The sequence below is a fragment of the Pseudomonas sp. TH32 genome, from assembly GCF_016650855.1.
Classification (GTDB): domain Bacteria; phylum Pseudomonadota; class Gammaproteobacteria; order Pseudomonadales; family Pseudomonadaceae; genus Aquipseudomonas.
In genome coordinates this window covers 965,742-988,808 of record NZ_JAEKFA010000002.1, presented here as the reverse complement: position 1 = coordinate 988,808, position 23,067 = coordinate 965,742, and the positions used below count along the sequence as shown (strand labels likewise).

Annotated in this window: 16 protein-coding genes and 2 pseudogenes; 10 read left to right on the top strand and 8 right to left on the bottom strand. The window is 62.7% G+C overall.

The window, feature by feature from the left end:
* Positions 1 to 5: 5 nt before the first annotated feature.
* Together urtB and urtA are read right to left on the bottom strand one after the other, a co-directional pair.
* Positions 6 to 923: an urea ABC transporter permease subunit UrtB gene (urtB, locus tag JFV30_RS08330; RefSeq protein ID WP_169387756.1), complete on the bottom strand. Its 918-nt coding sequence runs from the start codon at positions 921 to 923 to the stop codon at positions 6 to 8.
* 185 nt (positions 924 to 1,108) lie between these two features.
* Positions 1,109 to 2,317, bottom strand: coding sequence for an urea ABC transporter substrate-binding protein (gene urtA / locus JFV30_RS08325; RefSeq protein ID WP_010175253.1), 1,209 nt, complete (start codon positions 2,315 to 2,317; stop codon positions 1,109 to 1,111).
* Between the two features lie 301 nt (positions 2,318 to 2,618).
* On the opposite strand from urtA, the pseudogene JFV30_RS08320 reads away from it, so the two are divergent.
* Together JFV30_RS08320 and JFV30_RS08315 are read left to right on the top strand one after the other, a co-directional pair.
* Positions 2,619 to 6,004, top strand: a pseudogene (locus tag JFV30_RS08320) (ATP-binding protein).
* On the top strand, positions 5,979 to 6,677 hold the full coding sequence (locus tag JFV30_RS08315) for a response regulator (protein ID WP_010175255.1): 699 nt from the start codon (positions 5,979 to 5,981) through the stop codon (positions 6,675 to 6,677). Before JFV30_RS08320 ends, JFV30_RS08315 begins: the two are co-directional and overlap by 26 nt.
* Positions 6,678 to 7,582: 905 nt before the next feature.
* Here the strand turns inward: JFV30_RS08315 and JFV30_RS08310 are convergent.
* On the bottom strand, positions 7,583 to 8,413 hold the full coding sequence (locus JFV30_RS08310) for an IclR family transcriptional regulator (RefSeq protein WP_010175261.1): 831 nt from the start codon (positions 8,411 to 8,413) through the stop codon (positions 7,583 to 7,585).
* Positions 8,414 to 8,653: 240 nt separating this feature from the next.
* Here JFV30_RS08310 and JFV30_RS08305 point away from each other — a divergent pair, with 240 nt between their 5' ends.
* From JFV30_RS08305 to JFV30_RS08275, 7 genes are read left to right on the top strand one after another with little or no spacing between them, the layout of a single operon-like run.
* Positions 8,654 to 9,682: an ABC transporter ATP-binding protein gene (locus tag JFV30_RS08305; protein ID WP_201123001.1), complete on the top strand. Its 1,029-nt coding sequence runs from the start codon at positions 8,654 to 8,656 to the stop codon at positions 9,680 to 9,682.
* Positions 9,679 to 10,524: an ABC transporter permease gene (locus tag JFV30_RS08300; RefSeq protein WP_010175264.1), complete on the top strand. Its 846-nt coding sequence runs from the start codon at positions 9,679 to 9,681 to the stop codon at positions 10,522 to 10,524. The genes JFV30_RS08305 and JFV30_RS08300 overlap by 4 nt, the downstream gene beginning before the upstream one ends.
* Positions 10,525 to 10,528: 4 nt before the next feature.
* The gene (locus JFV30_RS08295; protein WP_010175265.1) at positions 10,529 to 11,323 is read left to right on the top strand and encodes an ABC transporter permease; all 795 of its coding nucleotides are present in this window, start codon (positions 10,529 to 10,531) and stop codon (positions 11,321 to 11,323) included.
* Entirely contained in the window at positions 11,323 to 11,613 is a 291-nt protein-coding gene (locus JFV30_RS08290) for a (2Fe-2S)-binding protein (RefSeq protein WP_010175266.1), read from the top strand. The genes JFV30_RS08295 and JFV30_RS08290 overlap by 1 nt, the downstream gene beginning before the upstream one ends.
* Positions 11,610 to 12,953, top strand: a complete 1,344-nt coding sequence (locus JFV30_RS08285) for an FAD/NAD(P)-dependent oxidoreductase (RefSeq protein WP_201122999.1) — start codon at positions 11,610 to 11,612, stop codon at positions 12,951 to 12,953. Before JFV30_RS08290 ends, JFV30_RS08285 begins: the two co-directional genes overlap by 4 nt.
* Positions 12,950 to 14,053 carry an NAD(P)/FAD-dependent oxidoreductase gene (locus JFV30_RS08280; RefSeq protein WP_201122997.1) on the top strand — a complete coding sequence of 368 codons (1,104 nt, stop codon included), beginning with the start codon at positions 12,950 to 12,952 and terminating at the stop codon, positions 14,051 to 14,053. Before JFV30_RS08285 ends, JFV30_RS08280 begins: the two co-directional genes overlap by 4 nt.
* A 17-nt stretch (positions 14,054 to 14,070) precedes the next feature.
* A complete protein-coding gene (locus tag JFV30_RS08275) occupies positions 14,071 to 15,102 on the top strand; it encodes an ABC transporter substrate-binding protein (RefSeq protein WP_010175270.1) in 1,032 nt (343 codons plus the stop codon).
* Between the two features lie 858 nt (positions 15,103 to 15,960).
* On the opposite strand, the pseudogene JFV30_RS08270 reads toward JFV30_RS08275, so the two are convergent.
* The 3 genes and pseudogenes from JFV30_RS08270 to JFV30_RS08260 form a co-directional block, all read right to left on the bottom strand.
* Positions 15,961 to 17,324: pseudogene (locus JFV30_RS08270) on the bottom strand (NAD(P)/FAD-dependent oxidoreductase); the annotation flags it as partial.
* Complete coding sequence (locus JFV30_RS08265; protein WP_003219153.1) at positions 17,255 to 18,343, bottom strand: polyamine ABC transporter substrate-binding protein; 1,089 nt, start codon at positions 18,341 to 18,343, stop codon at positions 17,255 to 17,257. The pseudogene JFV30_RS08270 and the gene JFV30_RS08265, both read right to left, overlap by 70 nt.
* A gap of 34 nt (positions 18,344 to 18,377) precedes the next feature.
* Complete coding sequence (locus JFV30_RS08260; RefSeq protein WP_003219154.1) at positions 18,378 to 19,736, bottom strand: glutamine synthetase family protein; 1,359 nt, start codon at positions 19,734 to 19,736, stop codon at positions 18,378 to 18,380.
* A gap of 141 nt (positions 19,737 to 19,877) precedes the next feature.
* On the opposite strand from JFV30_RS08260, the gene JFV30_RS08255 reads away from it, so the two are divergent.
* A complete protein-coding gene (locus JFV30_RS08255) occupies positions 19,878 to 20,789 on the top strand; it encodes a helix-turn-helix domain-containing protein (RefSeq protein ID WP_201122995.1) in 912 nt (303 codons plus the stop codon).
* Between the two features lie 134 nt (positions 20,790 to 20,923).
* Here the strand turns inward: JFV30_RS08255 and JFV30_RS08250 are convergent, their stop codons facing one another.
* On the bottom strand, positions 20,924 to 22,027 hold the full coding sequence (locus JFV30_RS08250) for an acetoin dehydrogenase dihydrolipoyllysine-residue acetyltransferase subunit (protein ID WP_201122993.1): 1,104 nt from the start codon (positions 22,025 to 22,027) through the stop codon (positions 20,924 to 20,926).
* The gene (locus JFV30_RS08245; protein WP_201122991.1) at positions 22,024 to 23,043 is read right to left on the bottom strand and encodes an alpha-ketoacid dehydrogenase subunit beta; all 1,020 of its coding nucleotides are present in this window, start codon (positions 23,041 to 23,043) and stop codon (positions 22,024 to 22,026) included. The genes JFV30_RS08250 and JFV30_RS08245 overlap by 4 nt, the downstream gene beginning before the upstream one ends.
* Positions 23,044 to 23,067: the final 24 nt, after the last annotated feature.

The following is a 23,067-nucleotide window of genomic DNA, read 5'->3' as shown; positions in this document are numbered from 1 at the left end:
CGCCTCTACTTGCGCACTTTGATGGAGAACAACCCTTGCGGGCGCAGCATCAGGATCAGAATCACCGACGACAGCGTCAGCACCTTGGCCATCGAGCCACTGAGGAAAAACTCCGACAGCGATTGGGTCTGGGCAATCACGAACGCCGAGGCGATGGTGCCGAACAGGCTTTGCGCGCCGCCAAACACCACCACGAGGAAGGTGTCGACGATGTACTGCGAACCGGCGGTCGGCCCGGTGGAGCCGATGGTGGTGAACGCCGCACCGGCCACGCCCGCCACGCCGCAACCGAGGGCGAAGGTCATGCGGTCGACCTTGCGCGTATTGATGCCCACCGCGCGGCTCATCAAGCGGTTCTGCACGGTGGCGCGTACCTGCAGGCCCCAGCGCGAGCGGTAGAGCATGACGAATATCGCCCCGGTCAGCAGCAGGGTCAGGCCCATCATGAACAGGCCGTTGCGCGGGATTTCGATGGCGTCGGTGAGGTTCACCGACCCCATCAGCCAGGCCGGCGGTTCGGCACTCACTTCACGGGCGCCGAATACCGAGCGGAAGGTTTGCTGCATCACCAGGGACAGGCCCCAGGTGGCGAGTAAGGTGTCCAGCGGCCGTTTGTACAAACGGCTGATCATCGCCCATTCCACCAGCCAGCCCACGGCGCCGGCGACGAGGAATGACAGGGCAATGGCAAAGAAAAAGTAATACGGCTGGAAGCTCGGCGCGAAGTGCGCGGTGAGGCTGGAACAGACGTACGTGGTGTAGGCGCCAATGGTCAGGAACTCGCCGTGGGCCATGTTGATCACGCCCATCTGGCCGAAGATGATTGCCAGTCCCAATGCCATCAGCAACAGCACGCAGAACACGGACAAGCCGTTGAACCCCTGCATCGCCGCGATGGCTCCAAATTCCGATAGCCATTCCATGATGATGGTCTCCTGAGCGGGAGGTTGAAATGCGGACTGCTTTTGCCTGTGTTTTTATGTGGGAGCTGGCTTGCCTGCGATGCAGGCGACTCGGTCATTCAGTTGCACCGAGGGGATGCCATCGCAGGCAAGCCAGCTCCCACACAAACCCGGTTCCAACCGTTAGATCAATGCCTGATCCAGGGCTATTGGTAGCCTTTCGGGAACGGGTTCGGCTCGATCAGATCCGACTCGTAGATCACCTTGAACTGGCCATTGGGCTGCACTTCGCCGATGCGCGACTTGCTCCACAGGTGATGGTTTTCGTGGATCTTCACGTAGCCTTCCGGCGCGTTTTTCAGCTCGATGCCTGGGGACGCGGCGACGACTTTATCCACGTCGAAGCTGCCGGCCTTTTCCACCGCCGCTTTCCACAACCATGGGCCGAGGTAGGCCGCCTGGGTCACGTCGCCGATGACTGCGTCCTTGCCGTACTTGGCCTTGAACGCTTCCACGAAGGCTTTGTTGTTCGGGTTGTCGAGGCTCTGGAAGTACTTCATCGAGGCATAGAAGCCGGCCATGTTTTCGCCGCCGATGCCCAGCAGTTCGTCTTCGGTCACCGACAGGGTCAACAGGGTTTGCTTGGACGCGTTCACACCCGCCGCGTTGAGTTGTTTGTAGAAGGCCACGTTGGAGCCGCCCACCACGGCGGCGAACACCACGTCAGGCTTTTTCAGCTTGACCTTGTTGATCAGCGAACCGAACTGGGTGTTGCCCAGCGGGTAGTAGTCTTCGCCGACCACGGTACCGTGCAGGACGTTTTCAATGTGCTTGCGCGCGATCTTCATCGAGGTTCGCGGCCAGATGTAGTCCGAGCCCACCAGGTAGAAGGTTTTGGCGCCCTTGGTCTTGGCGATCCAGTCGAGGCTGGCGAGGATCTGCTGGGTGGCTTCCTGGCCGGTGTAGATCACGTTTTTCGACTGTTCCAGGCCTTCGTAGAAGGTCGGGTAGTAGAGCAGGCCGTTTTCTTTCTCGAAGATCGGCAACACGGCTTTGCGCGACGCTGAAGTCCAGCAGCCGAACACGGCGGCCACCTTGTCGTTGACCAGCAGTTTCTTGGCCTTTTCGGCGAAGGTCGGCCAGTCGGACGCGCCGTCTTCCTGGATCACCTTGATCTGCCGCCCGAGAATCCCGCCCGAAGCGTTGATCTGCTCGATGGCCAGGCGTTCGGCCTGGATCGAACCGGTTTCGGAAATCGCCATGGTGCCGGTGGCCGAGTGCAACTGGCCGACGGTGACTTCGGTAGGCGTCACCGCCAGGCCATCGTTATCGGCCATGACGCCATGGCTGAACAGACTCGCCGCCAGCAGTGATAAGGCTAACAACGGTTTGGAGCGGATTAATCGTGATTCCATGGGGCGACTCCTCTGCAATGAGGGGTTCAGCATGGCGGCAGGTGGCCACGGCGGGTATACGCAGCCTGACGTAACGGGGTACGTCATTTGACGTATGCCGTTGCGCACCATTTTCGAGCAGGATCCCGCCCGCCCAAACACCACCGATCAATGTGGGAGCTGGCTTGCCTGCGATAGCGGTGTATCAGTCGACGCCCCTATGCCTGACCCAGCGCTATCGCAGGCAAGCCAGCTCCCACATTTTGAATCGGGGCATGGAACTTGCTCATCCAACCTTGCCCACTTCCTGGAGCCACCCACCGTGCACCCCCTCCCCGGCACCCAGCGCATCGTCAAGATCCGCCGCGACTACAATTCCTGGGTCGCCGACGAGACCATGGAAGACTACGCCCTGCGCTACACCCCGAAATCCTTCCGCAAATGGTCGGAACTGCGCATTGCCAACACCGCCCTCGGCGCGGTGTCGTTCCTGGCACTGGAGGCCATCGGCGGCGTGTTGGCCTTGAGCTACGGGTTCACCAACACTTTCTGGGCGATCCTCGCCATCAGCCTGGTGATCTTCCTCACTGGCCTGCCCATCAGCTATTACGCCGCCCGCTATGGCGTGGACATGGACCTGCTGACTCGCGGCGCGGGCTTCGGCTATATCGGTTCCACCATCACCTCGCTGATCTACGCCAGCTTCACCTTCCTGTTCTTCGCCCTCGAAGCGGCGATCATGGCCCTGGCCCTGGAGTTGTATTTCCATATCCCGCTGGCCATCGCCTATGTGATCTGCTCGCTGCTGGTGATCCCGCTGGTGGCGTACGGCGTGACCCTGATCAGCCGCCTGCAACTGTGGACCCAACCGCTGTGGCTGGTGCTGTTGGTGCTGCCTTACGGCTTCGTACTGTGGAAAAACCCCGAGGCCTTCAGTGACTGGACCAGCTTCGTCGGCCGCAGCAGCGACGGCGGCGACTTCAATCTGCTGTCGTTTTGCGCCGCCTGCACCGTGGCGCTGTCGCTGGTCACGCAAATTGGAGAACAGGTGGACTACCTGCGCTTCCTCCCGGAAAAAACCGCTGCCAACCGCAAACGCTGGTGGGCCGCGCTCTTATGCGCCGGGCCCGGCTGGATCGTGCCGGGCGCCCTGAAGATGTTCGCGGGGGCGTTCCTGGCCTTCCTTGCCCTGCAACATGAAATCCCCATGGAGCGCGCCGCTGAGCCGACCCAGATGTACCTCGTCGCGTTCGGCTACGTGTTCTCCTCCCCGAATGGGCCTTGGGGGCGATGGTGCTGTTCGTGTTCATCTCGCAGATGAAGATCAACCTGACCAACGCCTACGCCGGCTCCCTGGCCTGGTCGAACTTCTTCGCCCGCGTGACCCACAGCCACCCCGGCCGCGTGGTGTGGCTGGTGTTCAACGTCGCCATCGCGCTGATGCTGATGGAGCTGGGGGTGTTCGATGTGATCGAGCAGGTGCTGGGGCTCTACGCCAACATCGCCATCGCGTGGATCGGCACCTTGGTGGCGGACCTGGTGATCAACAAACCCTTGGGCCTGTCGCCCAAACACATCGAGTTCAAGCGTGCGCACCTCTACGACATCAACCCGGTGGGCGTCGGGTCGATGCTGATTGCCTCGCTGCTGTCGATCCTCGCCCACTTCGGCCTGTTCGGCGCCCTGTCCCAGGCGGCGCCGCCGTTTGTCGCGCTGGGCACCGCGCTGGTCATGGCGCCGCTGCTGGCGTGGCTGACCAAGGGCCGCTACTACATTGCGCGCAGCAGCGAGGCACAATTGATTCACCCGCAACCCGGCACCGGCCTGGTGATCTGCGGGCTGTGCAGCAACCCGTTTGAAACCGCCGACATGGCGTTCTGCCCGGCCTACAGCACGCCAATCTGCTCGCTGTGTTGCTCCCTGGATGCGCGCTGCGGCGACCGCTGCAAACCCCACGCCCGCCTCGCCAGCCAGTTCGAAGGCGTATTGCGCTGGTTGCTGCCGACCACGTTGGTGCCGCGCCTGCATACCCGGCTGGCGCACTACCTCGGCTTGTTACTGGCGCTGGTGCTGATGCTGGCCGGGGCACTGGCCCTGATCTACATGCAGGCGGCCCAGGGCTTGCCCCATTCGCAAACCTTGTACCAGGCGTTTTTCAAGGCGTTCCTCACGCTCTCGGTGTTGGCTGCCGTGCTCGCCTGGTGGGTGGTGCTGACCCGCGAAAGCCGGCGCGTCGCCCAGGAAGAGTCCGACCGGCAAACCTCGCTGCTGATGCAGGAGATCGCCGCCCACAGCCTCACCGACCAGGCCCTGCAACAGGCCAAGGAAGCCTCGGAAGCGGCGAACGCAGCCAAGAGCCGCTACGTCACCGGGCTGTCCCACGAGCTGCGCACACCGCTCAACAGCATCCTTGGCTTCACCCAGATCCTGCAGCGCGACAGCGCCATGCCCGAGCAGCATCAGGACGCCCTGGCGACCATCCTGCGCAGCGGCTCGCACCTGTTGTCGCTGATCGACGGCCTGCTGGACGTGGCCAAGATCGAGGCCGGCAAGTTGCGCCTGGAACTCACCGAAATCCCCTTCCCGGAGCTGATCCACGACCTGGAGCAAATGTTCACCCCCCAGGCCGAAGACAAGGGCCTGCGCTTTCGCCTGGACTGCGTGGGCAAGATCCCGGCCGTGGTGCGCGGCGATGAAAAACGCGTGCGGCAGATCCTGATCAACCTGCTGGGCAACGCGATCAACTTCACCGACAGCGGCGAGGTGCGCCTGCGGGTCAGCTACATGCGCGAGACCGCCAACTTCGAAATTATCGACACCGGCATCGGCATTGACCCCGAGCAGATCGAGCGGATTTTCCAGCCGTTCGAACGCGGCGACCTGATGCGCCAGGACAAGGGCGTGGGCCTCGGCCTGACCATCACCCGCATGCTCACCTCGCTGATGGGCGGCGAATTGCGGGTGGTCAGCGAACTGGACAAGGGCACCTGCTTCCAGGTGCGGCTGTTCCTGTCCCAGGTCCGGGTGCCGCAGGCGGTGGTGCATGTGGAGCACGACATCATCGGCTACCACGGCGAACGGCGGCGCATCCTTGTGGTGGATGACCATGTGGACCATCGCAAGGTGCTCAGCGGCATGCTCACGCCTTTGGGCTTTGAGGTGTCACAGGCGAGTAACGGCCAGGAGGCGATCCGCCAGGTAGCGCTGCTGTCGCCGGACCTGATCCTGATGGACCTGTCGATGCCGACCATGGACGGCTGGGCCACCAGCCGGATGATCCGGCGTAACGCGCTGTCTACCGCGCCGATCATCGTGATCTCGGCCAACGCGTTTACCGACGACCGTGAACGCAGCATCGCGAGCGCCTGCAACGACTACCTGGCCAAGCCGGTGCGCACCCCGGAATTGCTCGGGCGCCTGCAACTGCATCTGGATTTGCAGTGGCTGCGGCGCAGAACACCGATCGTCGCGCCGGTCGCCACACCGGGCGTGCTGCCGAGTGCCGAAGACCTCGCCGTGCTCGCCGAACTGAGCGCCATCGGCTACGTGCGTGGCCTGCATGAAAAGCTCGACGCGATCGTGCTGGAAAGCCCAGGCACCACGCCGTTCATCAACAAGCTTCGGGCACTGCTGAAAAGCTTTCGCCTGGAAGAACTCAACCGAATCCTGAAGGAGGCCGAAGATGAATGCCTTGACCCGCAGCGCTGAGCCCGGCGTGGTGCTGATTGTCGACGACACCCCGGACAACCTGGCGATGCTCTCCGACGCGCTGGACGACGCCGGCTACATGGTGCTGGTGGCGCTGGACGGCCTCAGCGCGCTGAACCGCGTGCAACGCCGGCGCCCGGACCTGATCCTGCTGGACGCGGTGATGCCTGGCCTGGACGGCTTTGAAACCTGCCGCCGGCTCAAGGCGCAACCGGCCAGCGCGGACATTCCGGTGGTGTTCATGACCGGGCTGACCGACAGCAAGCACGTGGTGCAGGGGTTTGAGGTGGGTGGCAGTGATTACGTGACCAAGCCGATCCAGACTGATGAGGTGCTGGCGCGGGTGGCGGCGCATTTGCGTACCTCGCGGATTCTGTTGTCGGCGCGGGCGGCGACGCAGCCGAGCGTGATCACCCTGGACGATGAGCCGGCGCACAAGCTGCTCTCGGCGCGGTTTCAATTGACGGAACGCGAGGTGGAAGTGCTGCGCTGGGTGGCGTGTGGCAAGACCAATCGGGACATTGGCGACATTCTCGGGTTGAGCCCGAGGACGGTGAACAAGCATCTGGAGCATGTGTATGTGAAGTTGGGGGTAGAGACGCGCACGGCGGCGACTTCGGTGGCGATGGCGGCGATGAGTCCGGTGCGTTCTCAAACGATGGCGACTGTCTAATGTGGGAGCTGAGGGTTCTGTTGGTGTGTGCTGGGCTGAGTACATATCCATTATTTAGGTAACGGCTGCTATAGGTTCCGCTCTTACAGCGGCTCACTTTTGAAAAGCGCAAAAGTAAGCAAAACGCTCTTGCCCCACCACTCGGCACCTCGCCTAGGCTCGGTGTGCCCTCACTCCGGTACTACTCTGCGGGCCGCCGCGACGGGGCGTCCCTGCCCCGTCGCGGCTAAACCGGCGTCCTGCCGGTTTACCCGCTCCGTACTACCTGCGTTCGGCCAGCGTGGTTTAACGGGGCGCCTAAGATCAAGATCAAAAGCAGATCAACAGCACAGCGGCCTACAGGCCGGCTTGAGTGGTGTGAAGCAAAGGCAAAATCAAAATCTAAAGCCAGAGCGGGCACGGTCCAGATGTGGGAGCTGGCTTGCCTGCGATGGCATCGCCTCAGTGCATCTGAAAAACCGAGTTGTCTGCATCGCAGGCAAGCCAGCTCCCACAGAAAAGCAGACCTGCAGCAGTTTCAGATTTGGCTTTCGCTTTGGCTTTTGCTCTGGCTTCTACCACTCAAGCCGGCCTGTAGGCCGCTGTGCTTTTGCTTTTGATCTTGATCTGGCTCTGACTGCCCCAATAAGCCCGAGGCCGAACGCAGGGATTGAGGAGCGGGTAAACCGGCAGGACGCCGGTTTAGCCGCGACGGGGCAGGGACGCCCCGTCGCGGCGGCCCGCGGAGCAATGCCGGAGTGAGGGAACACCGAGCTTTAGCGAGGTGCCGACAGGCGGGGCAGAGCCCTTTGCTTACTTTGGGGCTTTTCCAAAGTGAGTCGCTGTAAGAGCGAAACCATAAGCCGCCGTTACCGAAGAAACGGATATGTACTCCCCCCGTTGATCTCGATTGCGGCCAACACCCGCTACCCACCAAAGATCTGCGAAGGCCGACGCAACGTCGGGTCAAACGGATTGATCTTCGGCCCGATCGCCGCCGCCTCGCGCTTCAGCAATTCCACCACCGTCGGCAACCGCCCCGGCCCCAGCCGGTCGCTGATGGTCGCCACACTCAGCGCCGCCACCGCATGCCCATTGCGGTCGAGGATCGGCACCGCCAACCCGGCCATGCCCTCCAGCACCCCCGTATTGCGCGCCGCATACCCCAACCGCCGCACACTCTCCACCTCCGAACGCAAAAACACCTCGTCGTACAGGTGAAAATCCTTGAGCCGCGGCAGGTTGTAGCGAATCACCGTCTCGCGCTCTTCCTCCGGCAGGAACGCCAGGATCGCCAAACTGCCCTGCCCCACGCCCAGCGCCACACGCCCGCCGATGTCACCGGTAAACGTACGGATCGGGTACGGCCCTTCACTGCGGTCCAGGCAGATCGCATCAAACCCGCTGCGCGCCAGCAGGAACAACGAATCCCCCAGCGAAGCACTGAGGCGCAACATGCTCGGCCGCACTAGGTCCCGCAGGTTGCCGGTGTTGCCCGCGTTCGCCGCCAGCGCAAAGAACTCCAGGCTCAAGCGGTATCGCTTGCTGCGCCCATCCTGCTCCACCATGCCCTCGTCCATCAGGCTGCGCAGCAGCCGGTGGGTGGTGGGTTGCGACAACCCCACCTGCTGCGCCAGTTGCGTCACCCGTTCACCCCCGTCCGGCGCCGCACCCAGAATGCGCAGCAACGCAAACAGCCGTGAGACGCCACCGGCGCCGACTTCTTTGACACTTTCATTCCGCTCAGTGGAATCCATAAGCCGATATCTCACACTAAATTCTGATCAGTGAATGAAACTGAAAAAAGTACTCTGTTCAGTGAAATTCCATCTTCCGCCATCCTAGTCTTCGCCCTAATCTGCGTCCACAGGGGCGAAATGAACAACTAACGGCAGCCGACTCAAGATCGAGCGCCACCGCACCCGCACTACCCTTTTCGCATCTGCCCAAAACAAAAAAGCGCGTTTCGACGCGACTCAAAAAGGTGGAACGCAGACATGGCTTTTCTCCAACTCAACGCCTTGAGCAAACGCTACGGCGCCGTCGACGCGGTGGTCGCCACTGATCTTGCGGTGGAAAAAGGCGAGTTCGTTTCCCTGCTCGGCCCCTCGGGCTGCGGCAAGACCACCACCTTGCAAATGATCGCCGGCTTCGTCGACGTCACGGGTGGGCAGATCCTCCTCGATGGCCGCGACATCACCCACGCCAAACCCGCCAGCCGCGGCCTGGGCGTGGTGTTCCAGAGCTACGCCCTCTTCCCCCACATGACCGTGGCCGACAACGTCGCCTTCGGCCTGAAGATGCGCAAGGTGCCCGCCGGCGAGATCGCCAGCCGCGTCAAGACCGTGCTGGAGCTGGTGCGCCTGGCGCCCCACGCCGAGCGCTACCCCCGGGAGCTTTCCGGCGGCCAGCGCCAGCGCGTGGCCCTGGCCCGCGCCCTGGTGATCGAGCCGCCGGTGTTGCTGCTGGACGAGCCGCTGTCGAACCTCGACGCCAACCTGCGCGAGGAGATGCAGTTCGAAATCCGCCGTATCCAGTGCGAAGTCGGGATCACCACCTTGATGGTCACCCACGACCAGGCCGAAGCGTTGTCCATCAGCGACCGCGTGGTGGTGATGCAGGCCGGACGCGTCACCCAGATCGACGCCCCCTACAAACTCTATGAGCACCCGCGCACGCGCTTTATCTCGGACTTTGTCGGCAAGGCCAACCTGCTGGCGGGCGACTTCGATCAACTCGGCGCCCCGCAAGTACGTTTCGAGCCCGGCCAGGGCGAACTGACCCTGAGCCTGCGCCCGGAAAAAATCGACCTGGTGGCCGCAGGCAGCGGTCGCCTGCAAGGCAAGATCCTCGACAGTTACTTCTTTGGCAGCCAATGGCTGTACCGCATCAAGACCGAGATCGGCGAGCTGACCGTGGTGCGCCGCAACGACGGCAGCGCACCTTTGGGTTGCGGTGCAGTGGTGGGCCTGGACTGGGAGTCGAGCCTGCTGCGGGTGCTGGCCGCCGATGAGGTGCACGCATGAGCCGTGGCTACCTGTTGTCGCTGCCCGCTCTGGTGCTGTTTTTCGGGCTGCTGATTCTGCCCCTGGGCCTGACACTGGTGCTGTCGTTCAACGTGTTCGACTATCAGGTGGGGGTGAAGGCTGATGAGTGGACCTTCGCCCATTACCTGTCGCTGTTCAGCGATTCGTACTTCTACGAAATCTTCTGGCGCACCTTCTGGATCAGCGCCCTGGTGACCCTGCTGTGCGTGGTGATCGGGGTGCCCGAGGCCTACATCCTCAGCCGCATGGGCACGCCGTGGCGCTCGATTTTCCTGATCCTGATCCTCACCCCGCTGCTGATTTCAGTGGTGGTGCGGGCGTTTGGCTGGAGCCTGCTGCTGGGGGCCGATGGCCTGGTGAACCAGATGATCCAGGCCCTCGGCGGCAAGCCGGTGAAGCTGCTGTACACATCGTTCGCGGTGATCATCGCACTGGTGCACGTGATGCTGCCGTTCATGATCATCCCGGTGTGGACCTCCCTGCAAAAGCTCGACCCGTCGGCGGAACAGGCGGCGTTGTCCCTCGGTGCCAGCCAGGCCACGGTGATGCGCAAGATCGTGCTGCCCCAGGTAATGCCCGGTGTGCTCTCCGGCACGCTGATCGTGTTCGGCCTGGCCGCCAGCTCCTTCGCGATCCCCGGCCTGTTGGGCGGACGCCGGCTGAAGATGGTCGCCACGGTGGTCTATGACCAATACCTCTCCGAACTCAACTGGCCCATGGGCGCGACCATCGCGGTGGTGCTGCTGTTGGTCAATCTGCTGATCATGCTGAGCTGGAACCGCATGGTCGAAGGCCGCTACAAAAAGTCCCTGGGAGTATAAGACGATGTCCAGAAACGGTCCTTTGGCCCTGGGCTTTCACGGCCTGGTGGTGCTGTTCATGATGGCGCCGCTGGTAGTGGTCTGCCTGGTGGCCTTCACCCCGGAAAACACCTTGAGCCTGCCCACGTCGGGCTTCTCCCTGCGCTGGTTTCATGCGGTGTTCGAACGCGCGGATTTTATCCAGGCGTTCTATAACAGCCTGGTCCTGGCGTTCGTTGCCGCCACCCTGGCGACATTGATTGCAGTGCCGGCGGCGCTGGCGATCAGTCGCTACCAGTTCCCCGGCCGCAACTTCTTCAGCGCACTGTTTTTGTCACCCATCATCATCCCGCACCTTGTGCTGGGGGTGGCGATGCTGCGCCTGTTCGCCATGATGGGCGTCAACGGCAGCTTCACCTGGTTGATGCTGGCCCACGTGGTGATCATCACCCCGTACGTGCTGCGCCTGGTATTGGCCGCCGCCATCGGCATTGACCGCAGCGCCGAGCAGGCCGCCGAATCCCTGGGAGCCAGCCGCTTCACGCTGTTTCGCCAGATCACCTTGCCGATGATTTTGCCCGGCGTGGCCGGTGGCTGGCTGCTGGCGTTCATCAACAGCTTCGATGAAGTCACCCTGTCGATTTTTGTCAGCTCGCCGGCCACCCAAACCTTGCCGGTGCGCATGTACGTGTACGCCACCGAATCCATCGACCCGATGATGGCGGCCGTGTCAGCCCTGGTGATTGCGTTGACGGCGGCGGCGATGATTTTGCTGGACCGGGTCTACGGCCTGGATCGCGTGTTGGTAGGGAAGCATTGATGGCTCTGTTCAAACGATTGGCCGAAACCGAGCGGCCCACCCTGGCGTTCACCCTCGACGGGCAGCCTGCCACGGGCTTGCTCGGGGACACTTTGCTGACCGCCGTTCTGACCTGTGCCGAGCACCTGCGGGGCAGTGATTTCAGCGCCGAGCGCCGCGCCGGCTTCTGCCTGATGGGCGCCTGCCAGGATTGCTGGGTGCGGCTGGAAGATGGGCGGCGGGTACGCGCCTGCTCAACGTTGCTCGAAGACGGCCAGGCGATTCGTCGTGATCCGGGGCGCCAGGCATGAATCCAGTGGTGATAGTGGGCGCCGGCCCGGCGGGCATTACCGCAGCACGGACCTTGCTCGATCATGGTGTAACCCCGGTTTTGGTGGACGAAAGCCTGCGCGGTGGCGGGCAGATTTACCGGCGCCAACCGGCGAATTTCCAGCGCTCGGCCAAGCAGTTGTATGGCTTTGAAGCGGACAAGGCGACAGCGCTGCATCGCACCATGGACGCGCTGGCCACGCAGATCGATTACCGGCCGGAAACCCTGGTGTGGAACGCCGAAAACGGTCGCCTGGACATGCTCAATCACGGCCACGCCGAAAGCCTCGAGTATTCGCAGATCATCGTCGCCACCGGCGCCACCGACCGTATCCTGCCGGTGCCGGGTTGGACCTTGCCCGGGGTGTACAGCCTGGGCGCTGCGCAAATTGCCCTGAAGTACCAAGGCTGCGCCATCGGTGAGCGCGTGGCGTTTTGCGGCAGCGGACCGTTGCTGTACCTGGTGGCGTATCAATACGCGAAGGCCGGGGCGAAGGTGGTGGCGGTGCTCGACAGTGCACCGTTCAGCGCCCAATGCCTGGCCTTGCCGGCGCTGCTCGGCCAACCGGTGACGCTGGCAAAGGGTCTGTATTACCGCGCCTGGCTCACGGCCCATGGCATCCCGGTGCATCAGGGCGCGACGCTGTCGCGGGTTGAGGGCGAGCAGCGAGTGACAGGCATCCACTGGGATCAACAGCACGTCGCCTGCGATGCCGTGGCCTTCGCCCATGCCCTGCGCAGCGAGACCCAACTGGCGGATTTGCTCGGCTGTGAGTTTGCCTGGAATGCATTGAACCGCGCCTGGTTGCCCGAGCGGGATGCGGCCGGGCGCAGCAGTGTCGCGGGCGTGTATTTGGCTGGCGACGGTGCCGGAATCATGGGCGCCGATGCAGCGCAGATGGCCGGCGAGCGAGCGGCATTGGCGCTGCTGGAAGACACCGGCATTGCCATCGACCACCGTCGCGGGCCTGTGTTGGAGCAGCAACTGGCAGGCATCCAGCGCTTTCGGCATGGCCTGGAAACCGCCTTTCCGTTCCCGCAAAACTGGGCCGCTGAAGCCCCGGATCACCTGATCCTGTGCCGCTGTGAAGAAGTCAGCGTCGGTGAAGTGCGCGCGGTGGTGGATGAAGGCCACTGGGAAGTGAACCGGGTCAAGGCCCATTGCCGGGTAGGCATGGGGCGTTGCCAGGGCCGGATGTGTGGTTTGGCGGCAGCAGAGATCATTGCCCAGCGCAGTGGGCGCGAGATTGAGAACGTTGGCCGCCTGCGGGGCCAGGCACCGATCAAACCCTTGCCGTTTGGTGTGGAGGTGCAGCCATGATCGACAGCGAAGTGATCGTGCTGGGCGGCGGGATTGTCGGCGCTTCGGCGGCCTTGATGCTGGCGCAAAAAGGCCGGCGCGTGGTGCTGCTGGAGCGGGATTTCTGCGGCTCCCATTCCAGCGGCGTGAACTATGGCGGCGTGCGGCGCCAGGGTCGGCCCTTGCATCAATTGCCATTGTCGCAACGCGCCCATGAACTGTGGTCCGACCTGCCGGGATTGATCGGCATCGACGGCGAGTACGTGCGCTCCGGGCATTTGAAACTGGCCCGCAGCCACGAAGACCTGGCTGCCCTGCACGCTTACGCCGACGCCACCCGGGGCTTTGGCCTGGGCCTGCAGATGCTCGATCACGCTCAACTGCGCGCGCGGTTCCCGTGGGTGGGTGATGTGGCGGTCGGCGCTTCGCTATGCCCTGAAGACGGGCATGCCAATCCGCGCCTGGTCTCCCCCGCCTTTGCCCGCGCCGCACAACGGCACGGCGCCCGGGTGATGGAGCAAACCGAAGTCACCCATCTTGAACATGACGGCCAGCGGTTTCAGTTGCGCTGTGCCAATGGGCTGCAGCTGCAAGCCCCCTGGCTGCTGAACTGCGCCGGCGCCTGGGCCGGCACCGTGGCCGCGCAGTTTGGCGAGCCGGTGCCGATGACCTCGGCGCACCCGGCCATGCTGGTGACCGAACCGTTGCCGGTGGTGATGGACGTGAGCACCGGCGTCGAAGGCGGCGGGATTTATGCGCGGCAAGTCGCCCGGGGCAATTGCATCCTCGGTGGCGGTCGCGGCTTTGCCCTCGGCCCGCAACAGGCCCGCCCGGGCCAGGCGGCGGTGCTGGAGATCCTGCGCAATGCCGGCGAGCTGTACCCGTTCCTCAAAGGTGCCCAGGCGATCCGCACCTGGAGCGGCACCGAAGGTTACCTGCCCGACCACGAACCGGTGATCGGCGACAGCAGCACCCAACCCGGCCTGCTCCACGGATTCGGCTTTGCCGGCGCCGGGTTCCAGCTCGGCCCTGCGGTCGGTGAAGCCCTGGCAGAGATCGTCTGCGCGGGAGCCAGCCGGCAACCAATCGAAGCGTTTTCCATCCGTCGTTTCCAAGTCTGAGAGGAAGATTTATGCACATGATCAAACGTACTGCGCTGTCTTGCCTGTGCCTCACCCTGTTGAGCACAGCGGCCCACGCCGCACCGACGCTGTACCTGGGCATGAACGGCGGCACCATGGAACGGGTCTACGCCGACAAGGTGCTGCCCGCGTTCGAGAAGGCCAACAACGTCAAGGTAGTGATCGTGCCCGGCACCTCGTCGGACATCCTCGCCAAGGTGCAAGCCAACAAAGACAACCCGCAAATGCACGTGATGTTCCTCGATGACGGCATCATGTACCGCGCGATCTCCATGGGGCTGTGCGAGAAGCTCACGCCCAACCCGACCCTGGACCAGATCCCGGCCAAGGCCAAAATCAAGGAAGAGGCGGTTGCGGTGACGCTCGGGGTGACCGGGTTGGGTTACAACGCCAAGATGTTCAAGGAAAAAGGCTGGGCGGCGCCGACGTCGTGGATGGATTTGGCAGACCCGCGCTTCAAGGACAAGGTGGTGTTCCAGTCCCTGGCCTCCTCCACCTTTGGGCTGCACGGGTTCCTGATGTTCAACCGGATTCAGGGCGGCAGCGAGACCAACGTGGAGCCGGGGTTCAAGGCCTGGCCGAAAACGGTTGGGCCTAACGTGCTGGAATACATCGCCAGTTCGGCGAAGATTTCCGAGATGGTGCAGACGGATGAGGCGGCGATTTTTCCGCTGACGCCGACGCAGGTGACCACCCAGCAGTTGTTGGGTGTGCCGATGGAGTATGCGCAGCCGAAGGAAGGCGCGGTGGTGTTGAACGTGGCGGAGTGCGTGATTGCGCGGAATGACCAGCCGGAGTTGGCGCAGAAACTGGCGCAGTTTTTGTTGACGGCTGAAGCTCAGGCACCGGCGCTGGAGTTGGGTGATCAGATTCCGTCCAACCCGACGACGCCGACCACCGACAAAACCCGGGCGCGGGTGGAGGCCATGAACCGTTATTTGCAGACGGCGATTTCGATTGACTGGGACCAGGTGAACCAGGCGCGGCCGGAGTGGAATGCGCGGTGGAGTCGGTCGATTGAGCGGTAGGCTTTGGGGGTGAATATCCGTTATTTGGGTGATGGCTTAAATTGGTTCCGCTCTTACAGCGGGTCACTTTTGAAAAGAGCCCAAAAGTAACCAAAAGGCTCTTGCCCCACCACTCGGCACCTCGCCTAGGCTCGGTGTGCCCTCTCTCCGGCATTACTCCGCGGGCCGCCGCGACGGGGCGTCCCTGCCCCGTCGCGGCTAAACCGGCGTCCTGCCGGTTTACCCGCTCCGTACTACCTGCGTTCGGCCAGCGTGGTTTAACGGGGTGCCTAAGATCAAGATCAAAAGCAAGATCAAGAACACAGCGGCCTACAGGCCGGCTTGAGTGGTGTGAAGCAAAGGCAAGATCAAAATCTAAAGCCAGAGCGGGCACGGTCAAAAATGTGGGAGCTGGCTTGCCTGCGATGGCATCGCCTCGGTGTACCTGAAAAACCGAGGTGTCTGCATCGCAGGCAAGCCAGCTCCCACAGAAAAGCAGAGCTGCATCAGTTTCAGATTTGGATTTGGCTTTGGCTTTGGCTTTTGATCCGGCTTCTACCACTCAAGCCGGCCTGTAGGCCGCTGTGCTTTTGCTTTTGATCTTGATCTGGCTCTGACTGCCCCAATAAGCCCGAGGCCGAACGCAGGGATTGAGGAGCGGGTAAACCGGCAGGACGCCGGTTTAGCCGCGACGGGGCAGGGACGCCCCGTCGCGGCGGCCCGCGGAGCAATGCCGGAGTGAGGGAACACCGAGCCTAGGCGAGGTGCCGACAGGCGGGGCAGAGCCCTTTGCTTACTTTGGGGCTTTTCCAAAGTGAGTCGCTGTAAGAGCGAAACCATCGGTGGCCGTTACCGAAGAAACGGATAAGTACACAACAATCACCCCACCATCTCCCGCACCCGATACCACAACATCCCCAACGCCAGCAGCGGCGAACGCAACACCTTCCCCCCGGGAAAGTCATATGCGGCACCTGGCTGAAAATATCCAGCCCACGGCTCTGCCCCACCTGAATCCCCTCCGCCAACAACCGCGCACACCAATGCGTCACGTTAAGCCCATGCCCCGAATACCCCTGGGCATAAAACACATTCGGATGCTGCTTCAACCGCCCCACCTGCGGAAACCGGTTAGCCGTAATCCCAATCTTCCCCCCCCACTGAAACTCAATCGCCGTATCCACCAGTTGCGGAAAAACCTTGAGCATCTTCGGTCGCATATACCCCGCGATATCCACCGGATCACGCCCCGAATAATGACAAGCCCCGCCAAACAACAACCGCCGATCCGCCGAAAGCCGGTAGTAATCCAGCCCCACTTTCTGATCACACAAAGCAAGATTTTGCGGGATCAACTGGTTGGCCACCTCCACCGGCAGCGGCTCAGTCGCAATGATGTAGCTCCCCGCCGGCAACACCTTGCCACTCAACTTCGGCTCCAGCTCCTCCAGATGCGCATTACACGCCAGCACCAGGCTCCCGGCCCGCACGGTGCCAGACGCGCAACGCACCTGCACCGTGTCACCATGGATCAACTCCAGCACCGGGCTGTCTTCAAAGATCCGCACACCGAGTGATTCGGCTACCGCCGCCTCCCCCAATACCAGGTTCAGCGGGTGCAAATGCCCGGAGCCCATGTCCACCAGGCCACCGGCATACACACTTGAGCCCACGACCTGCGCCATATCCTGCGGTGCCACCAACCGCGTTTCAGGCGCATACCCCAAGGCAGCCAGGCTCTCCAGCTCCCCCTGAAACGCCGCGAACTGCGCCGGCGTATTTGCCAACTCACAAAACCCCCAGCGCAGGTCGCAGTCAATCCCGTGCTCGCGGATCCGCTCGCCCACCAGCACCACCGAATCAATCCCGGCCTGTTGCAGGTAACGCACACCCTCCTCGCCCACGTATTTGGCAAAGCCCGACACGTCATGCCCGATCCCGCGAATCAACTGCCCGCCATTGCGCCCGCTGGCGCCCCAGCCGATGCGACGGGCCTCCAGCAGGACCACCGACAGCCCGCGCTGGGCCAATTCAATGGCGGTGTTGACCCCGGTGAATCCACCGCCGATCACACACACATCGGCCGTCAGGTCAGCCCCCAGCGCTGGGCGCCGGGGCATGGCGTTGGCCGAAGCCAGGTAATAGGAACGGGCGTGGTCGGACGGGGAACGGTTCATTTGTTGGTCTTCACTTTGCTCCAGGACCGCGTCATCAAGCGCATGACGGCAGGCGTCGGGGTGGTGGAAATGTAGAGTTTGTCGAGCACTTCCTGGGACGGGTAGATCTCGGGGTTGTTCACCAGTTCCGGCGCCATGAAGGCCTTGGCCGCCGGGTTCGGATTGGCGTAGCCGACGCTGGCGCTGACCTTGGCGATCACTTCAGGGTCCAGCAAGTAGTTGATAAAGGCGTGGGCCGCTTTCGGGTTGGCGGCATCCGCCGGGATGGCCAGCAGGTCGAACCACAGGTTGCTGCCTTCCTTGGGGATCGAGTAGGCGATGTTCACGCCGTTCTTGGCTTCCTTGGCGCGGTTGGCGGCCTGGAACACATCGCCGGAATAACCGAAGGCCACGCAGATGTCACCGTTGGCCAGGTCCGAGATGTACTTGGAGGAATGGAAGTAGGTGATGTACGGCCGCAAGGTCAGCAGCTTGGCTTCAGCCTGCTTGTAGTCTTCGGGATTCTCGCTGCGCGGGTCCTTGCCCATGTAGTTGAGGATCGCCGGGAACAGTTCGTCCGCCGAGTCGAGGAACGCTACACCGCACTCGTGCAGCTTCTTGATGTTCTCCGGTTCAAACAGCACTGCCCAGGAGTCGATATGGTCGATGCCCAGCACCTGCTTGACCTTGTCGACGTTGTAGCCGATGCCGTTGGTGCCCCACAGGTACGGCACCGAGTGCTCGTTGCCCGGGTCGTTTTTCTCCAGCAGCTTGAGCAGTTTGGGGTCGAGGTTCTTGAAGTTGGGCAACTGCGAGCGGTCCAGTTTCAGGAATGCCCCGGCCTTGACCTGGCGTGCCAGGAAGTGGTTGGACGGCACTACCACGTCGTAGCCGGTGCGGCCGGCCAGCAGCTTGCCCTCCAGGGTTTCGTTGGAGTCGAACACGTCATAGATCACCTTGATCCCGGTCTTGGCCTGGAAATCGGCCAAGGTGGTCTCACCGATGTAGTCGGTCCAGTTGTACACACTGACCGTCTGCGCGGCGTGGCCCGCGCTGCTGAACAACGCCGCCAAGGCCAGCGGGAGAAGCTTTTTCACCAGACGCATATCGACACCCCTTTGGTTTTTTTAGTGTGGTTTCTCAGACGCTCAGCAACAGGAACTCACGCTCCCAGGAACTGATCACCCGCTTGAAATTCTCGTGTTCGGCCCGCTTGACCGCGACGTAGCCGCGTACAAACTTGTCCCCCAGGTACTGCTTGACGGTGTCGCACTCTTCCATGCGCGCCAGGGCGTCTTCGATGGTGATCGGCAGGCGCAGGTTGCGGCGCTCATAGGCACGGCCTTCCACCGGCGCACTGGGCTCGACCTTTTCGATCATGCCGAGGTAGCCGCACAGCAGGCTCGCGGCAATGGCCAGGTACGGGTTGGCGTCGGCGCCCGGCAGGCGGTTTTCCACGCGCATGGCGTCGGGGCTGGAACTCGGCACCCGCAGGCCGACGGTGCGGTTTTCTTCGCCCCACTCGACGTTGACCGGTGCCGAGGTGTCCGGCAGGAAGCGGCGGAATGAGTTCACGTTGGGCGCAAACATCGGCAACAGCTTGGGGATGTACTTCTGCAAGCCGCCGATGTGGTTCAGGAACAGTTGGCTCTTGTTGCCGTGCTCATCGACAAACACCTGCTTGCCGGTGGCGATCTCCACCACGCTCTGGTGCAGGTGCATGGCGCTGCCGGGCTCGTCGGCCACGGGCTTGGCCATGAAGGTGGCCGCCACGTTGTGCTTGAGCGCCGCCTCGCGCAGGGTGCGTTTGAACACGGTGATCTGGTCGGCGAGGTCCAGGGCATCGCCGTGGCGGAAGTTGATTTCCATCTGCGCCGGGCCGTCTTCGTGGATCAGCGTGTCGAGGTCCAGGCCCTGGGCTTCGCACCAGTCGTAGACGTCTTCGAACAGCGGGTCGAATTCGTTGGCGGCGTCGATGGAGAACGACTGGCGTCCACTTTCGGCACGGCCGGAACGGCCCAGCGGGGTCTTCAGCGGCAGGTCCGGGTCTTCGCAGCGCTGGGTCAGGTAGAACTCCATTTCCGGCGCGACAATCGGCTGCCAACCCTGGTCGGTGTAGAGCTGCAGGACCTTTTTCAGCACGTTGCGCGGCGACAATTCGATGGGGTTGCCCTGCTTGTCGAAGGTGTCGTGGATCACGATGGCGGTGGGCTCGATGGCCCACGGCACCACGTAGGTGGCGTTGGATACCGGGCGGCAGATCATGTCGATGTCGGCCGGGTCCAGCAGGTCGTAGTAGATGTCATCGTCGACAAAGTCCCCGGTTACCGTTTGCAGCAACACACTTTCCGGCAGGCGCATGCCTCGCTCATGCAGGAACTTGTTGGTGGGCGAAATCTTGCCGCGTGCGATGCCAGTCAAATCACTGATCACGCATTCGACTTCGGTAATCTTGTGTTCTTTCAGCCAGGCGGACAGCTGATCGAAGGGGGCGTTCATAAGGACCTCGTCATGGGTTGGATGATGCGCCGACGGGCTTCCCTCGCGGCGCATTGAGGTCTATCTTGGGCCAGCCGTCCAACGGCATCTATCCACTTTGTACCAACCACAACGCACCAATAGAGTGCGCCCAGGTTACCCATGACACAGGCAACAGCTTTGCGCGTACAGGCCTTCACCACCGGTGATGTGGTCGCTCAATGCAGTGCGACACCCGGTTGGGTGCAGCAGTACCAGCAGATGTCCCCGGGGCATTTTGCCGGGCAGATTCGCTACCTCGACCTGCAGGGTGTCGAGGTGTATGAAGAGCGGATGAACACCCGGGTGGAGCAGAATTTCAACGCGCCGCCGGGCTCCCTGGCGTTCTGTTTCGATGGCAGCGACAACGCGCTGTATGTGCTCAATGGCGAGAGCCGCAACACCTGGATCACCCCGGAGAACTACCGCGAAGTGGCCGTGGTATTCGGGCCGCAGTTTGTCCAGCGCCATGGCCTGGACGTGGCAAAGCTGGAGGGGTTGTTCATGGCCCCGCTCAACTCCCTGCAAAACCCGTTGTTCAGCCGCTGGCTCAGCGGCACGCTGACGCGACTGTCGGCGACGCTTGACCCACCGAGCCGCGATGCCCTCACTCAACAGTTGCTGGACGATTGCCTGTTCATCCTCGACAACGCCTGCGTGTGCCTGGACCAGGGCTCATTGCAGCGGCGTACCGAGGAGCGAACCCTCATGGCGCGCATTGGCGAATGGGCGGCGGATGTGCCGGATGAAACGGTCAACCTGCTGGAACTGGCGCGCATCGCCGGGGTGCCGTTGCGCCAGTTGCAGCATGGGTTCAAGACGTATACCGGGATGAGTCCGGCGCAGTGGTTGAGGTTGCGCCGGCTGAACAGTGCACGGCGGGAGTTGCTGAACCCACCGTCAGTGGACACCACCGTGGCCGAGGTGGCGATGAACTGGTCGTTCTGGCATTTGGGGCGGTTTTCCAACAGTTACCGGGCGTTGTTTCAGGAGTTGCCGAGCGAGACCCTGAAGCGCCACCAAAAACACCGCTGACCTTCTGATGATGGGATTTCTGTGGCGAGGGGGCTTGTCCCCCGTTGAGCTGCGAAGCGGCCCCAAAAAAAAGCGGGAGCGCTTCGCACTCCAACGGGGGACAAGCCCCCTCGCCACAAAAGCGCCCTTATTTTTCAGGAATATTTTTTGAGAAACGCCAGCATCAACTGATTCACCCGCTCCGCCGCCTCCAACTGCACCATATGCCCCTGCCCCGGCAGTATCTCCACTTGAGCCTCCAACCCTTGGGCATGGCCCGCCGGGATGATTGCATCCTCACTGCCCCAGATCACCAGGCTCGGCTGCTGCCCCACCACACTGCGCAGATCCACCAACTGCCGACCACCGCCGAACAACGTCCCGGTGATCTGGCGCAGTGCCTGATCCACACCCTCCAGCCGCTTGAACTTGAGCATGTCCTCCAGCATCTGCCGGGTGACCAGCGCCGGGTCGCTGAACAGTTGGACCAGCTGAGGCTTGAGCGCATTGCGGTTGCTCGCCTCGATAAAGCCTTGCAGGTAATCAGCGTTGATTTCCGTACCCAACCCGGCGCTGGCGATCAAGGTCAAGGAAGCCACACGCTGCGGTGCCACGCGGGCGACGTTCAGGGAGATCAACCCACCCATGGAATGCCCGGCGAGGTGCACGCGGTCAATCTTCAGGTGATCCAGCAGCGCCAATACCGCCTGGCTCAGCTCATCAAGATCACCGGTTTGCAGGGACTTACCCGACTCGCCATGCCCCGGCAAATCCAGGGCAACCACCCGCCGTTCAGCCGCGAGCGCCGGGTGGTTGAACAGCCAGTTATTCAGGTCGCCACCAAAACCATGCACCAGCACCAGCGGTGTGCCGCCCTCCCCCAACTCCAGATAGCGCAGCAGGCGCCCGCCCACTTCGAGCTTTTGCGCCGACGGGCCGCTGGCTTGCGCCTCGGCGGCACTGGAAACGAACCCGGCCTGGAACGTCTCGATCACCGCATCAATCTCGGCCTCGCTGGCCTCGCCCTCCACCACGATTGCCAGCAATGCCCCTATCGGAAAGGTCTCATCGCTGTGGGCCAACACCCGCCGCAGCACCCCGCTGAACGGCGCCTCGACGCTGCTGGAGATCTTGTCAGTCTCGACATCCAGCACTTCTTCGCCCTTCTCCACCCGGTCGCCCGGCTGCTTGAGCCAGACATCAACCCGGCCCTCGGTCATCGACAGGCCCCACTTGGGCATGGTCAGTGTGTGGATCATGCGGCGTTCCTCTTGTCGGCGATCTTCAGCACGGCCGCTTCGATCTTCGCTGCGTTGGGGATGTACAGGTCTTCCAGGGCATCAGAGAACGGCACCGGCGTGTGGGGCGCGGTGACCATTTCGATCGGTGCGCGCAGGAAGCGGAACCCCCGTTGCGCCACCAACGCACTGATATCCGTGGCGATGGAGCAGCGCGGGTTGGACTCGTCGATCACCACCAGGCGCCCGGTTTTTTCCACGCTTTCGAGGATGCTGTCTTCGTCCAGCGGGCTGGTGGTGCGCAGGTCCAACACTTCGCAGTCGATGCCTTGGCGCGCCAGGCTGGCCGCCGCTTCCAGGGCGACATGCACCATGCGCCCGTAGGTCACCAGGGTCACGTCGTTGCCTTCGCGCACGAAATTGGCCTCGCCGAACGGCACGGTGTACAGCTCTTCCGGCACGTCGCCCTGGTGGCTGTAGAGCATTTTGTGTTCGAGGAAAATCACCGGGTCGTTGTCGCGGATCGCCTGGATCAGCATGCCCTTGGCGTCATAGGGCGTGGCCGGGCACACCACCTTGAGCCCGGGGATATGGGTCCACATCGAGGTGAGCATCTGCGAATGCTGGGCCGCCGCACGCAGGCCGGCGCCGTACATGGCGCGCACCACCAACGGCGTGGTGGTCTTGCCGCCGAACATGTAACGAAACTTCGCCGCCTGGTTGAGCAACTGGTCGAGGCAGCAGCCGATAAAGTCGACGAACATCAACTCGCACACCGGGCGCATGCCTCGGGTGGCCGCGCCGACGGCCATGCCCACGTAGCCGACTTCGGAAAGTGGCGCGTCCAGCACGCGGTCGGGGAATTCCGGGTACAGGCCTTTGGTGACACCCAGCACGCCGCCCCAGGCGTCCTGCTCACCCGGCGAGCCGGTGCCGCCGGACACGTCCTGGCCGATGATGAACACGCTCTGGTCGCGGCGCATTTCCTGGGCCAGGGCTTCGTTGATTGCCTGCTGATAGCTGATTTTTCGAGCCATGATGACTTCTCCACGGATTGTTTT

Bases quoted from the DNA above. Each gene is read 5' to 3' on its own strand.
- JFV30_RS08305 (WP_201123001.1), top strand. From the start codon at position 8,654: ATGGCTTTTCTCCAACTCAACGCCTTGAGCAAACGCTACGGCGCCGTC.
- JFV30_RS08260 (WP_003219154.1), bottom strand. From the start codon at position 19,736: ATGAACGCCCCCTTCGATCAGCTGTCCGCCTGGCTGAAAGAACACAAG.
- JFV30_RS08250 (WP_201122993.1), bottom strand. From the start codon at position 22,027: ATGATCCACACACTGACCATGCCCAAGTGGGGCCTGTCGATGACCGAG.
- JFV30_RS08245 (WP_201122991.1), bottom strand. From the start codon at position 23,043: ATGGCTCGAAAAATCAGCTATCAGCAGGCAATCAACGAAGCCCTGGCC.
- JFV30_RS08255 (WP_201122995.1), top strand. From the start codon at position 19,878: ATGACACAGGCAACAGCTTTGCGCGTACAGGCCTTCACCACCGGTGAT.
- JFV30_RS08310 (WP_010175261.1), bottom strand. From the start codon at position 8,413: ATGGATTCCACTGAGCGGAATGAAAGTGTCAAAGAAGTCGGCGCCGGT.
- JFV30_RS08290 (WP_010175266.1), top strand. From the start codon at position 11,323: ATGGCTCTGTTCAAACGATTGGCCGAAACCGAGCGGCCCACCCTGGCG.
- JFV30_RS08280 (WP_201122997.1), top strand. From the start codon at position 12,950: ATGATCGACAGCGAAGTGATCGTGCTGGGCGGCGGGATTGTCGGCGCT.
- JFV30_RS08300 (WP_010175264.1), top strand. From the start codon at position 9,679: ATGAGCCGTGGCTACCTGTTGTCGCTGCCCGCTCTGGTGCTGTTTTTC.
- urtB (WP_169387756.1), bottom strand. From the start codon at position 923: ATGGAATGGCTATCGGAATTTGGAGCCATCGCGGCGATGCAGGGGTTC.
- JFV30_RS08265 (WP_003219153.1), bottom strand. From the start codon at position 18,343: ATGCGTCTGGTGAAAAAGCTTCTCCCGCTGGCCTTGGCGGCGTTGTTC.
- JFV30_RS08315 (WP_010175255.1), top strand. From the start codon at position 5,979: ATGAATGCCTTGACCCGCAGCGCTGAGCCCGGCGTGGTGCTGATTGTC.
- urtA (WP_010175253.1), bottom strand. From the start codon at position 2,317: ATGGAATCACGATTAATCCGCTCCAAACCGTTGTTAGCCTTATCACTG.
- JFV30_RS08295 (WP_010175265.1), top strand. From the start codon at position 10,529: ATGTCCAGAAACGGTCCTTTGGCCCTGGGCTTTCACGGCCTGGTGGTG.
- JFV30_RS08275 (WP_010175270.1), top strand. From the start codon at position 14,071: ATGATCAAACGTACTGCGCTGTCTTGCCTGTGCCTCACCCTGTTGAGC.
- JFV30_RS08285 (WP_201122999.1), top strand. From the start codon at position 11,610: ATGAATCCAGTGGTGATAGTGGGCGCCGGCCCGGCGGGCATTACCGCA.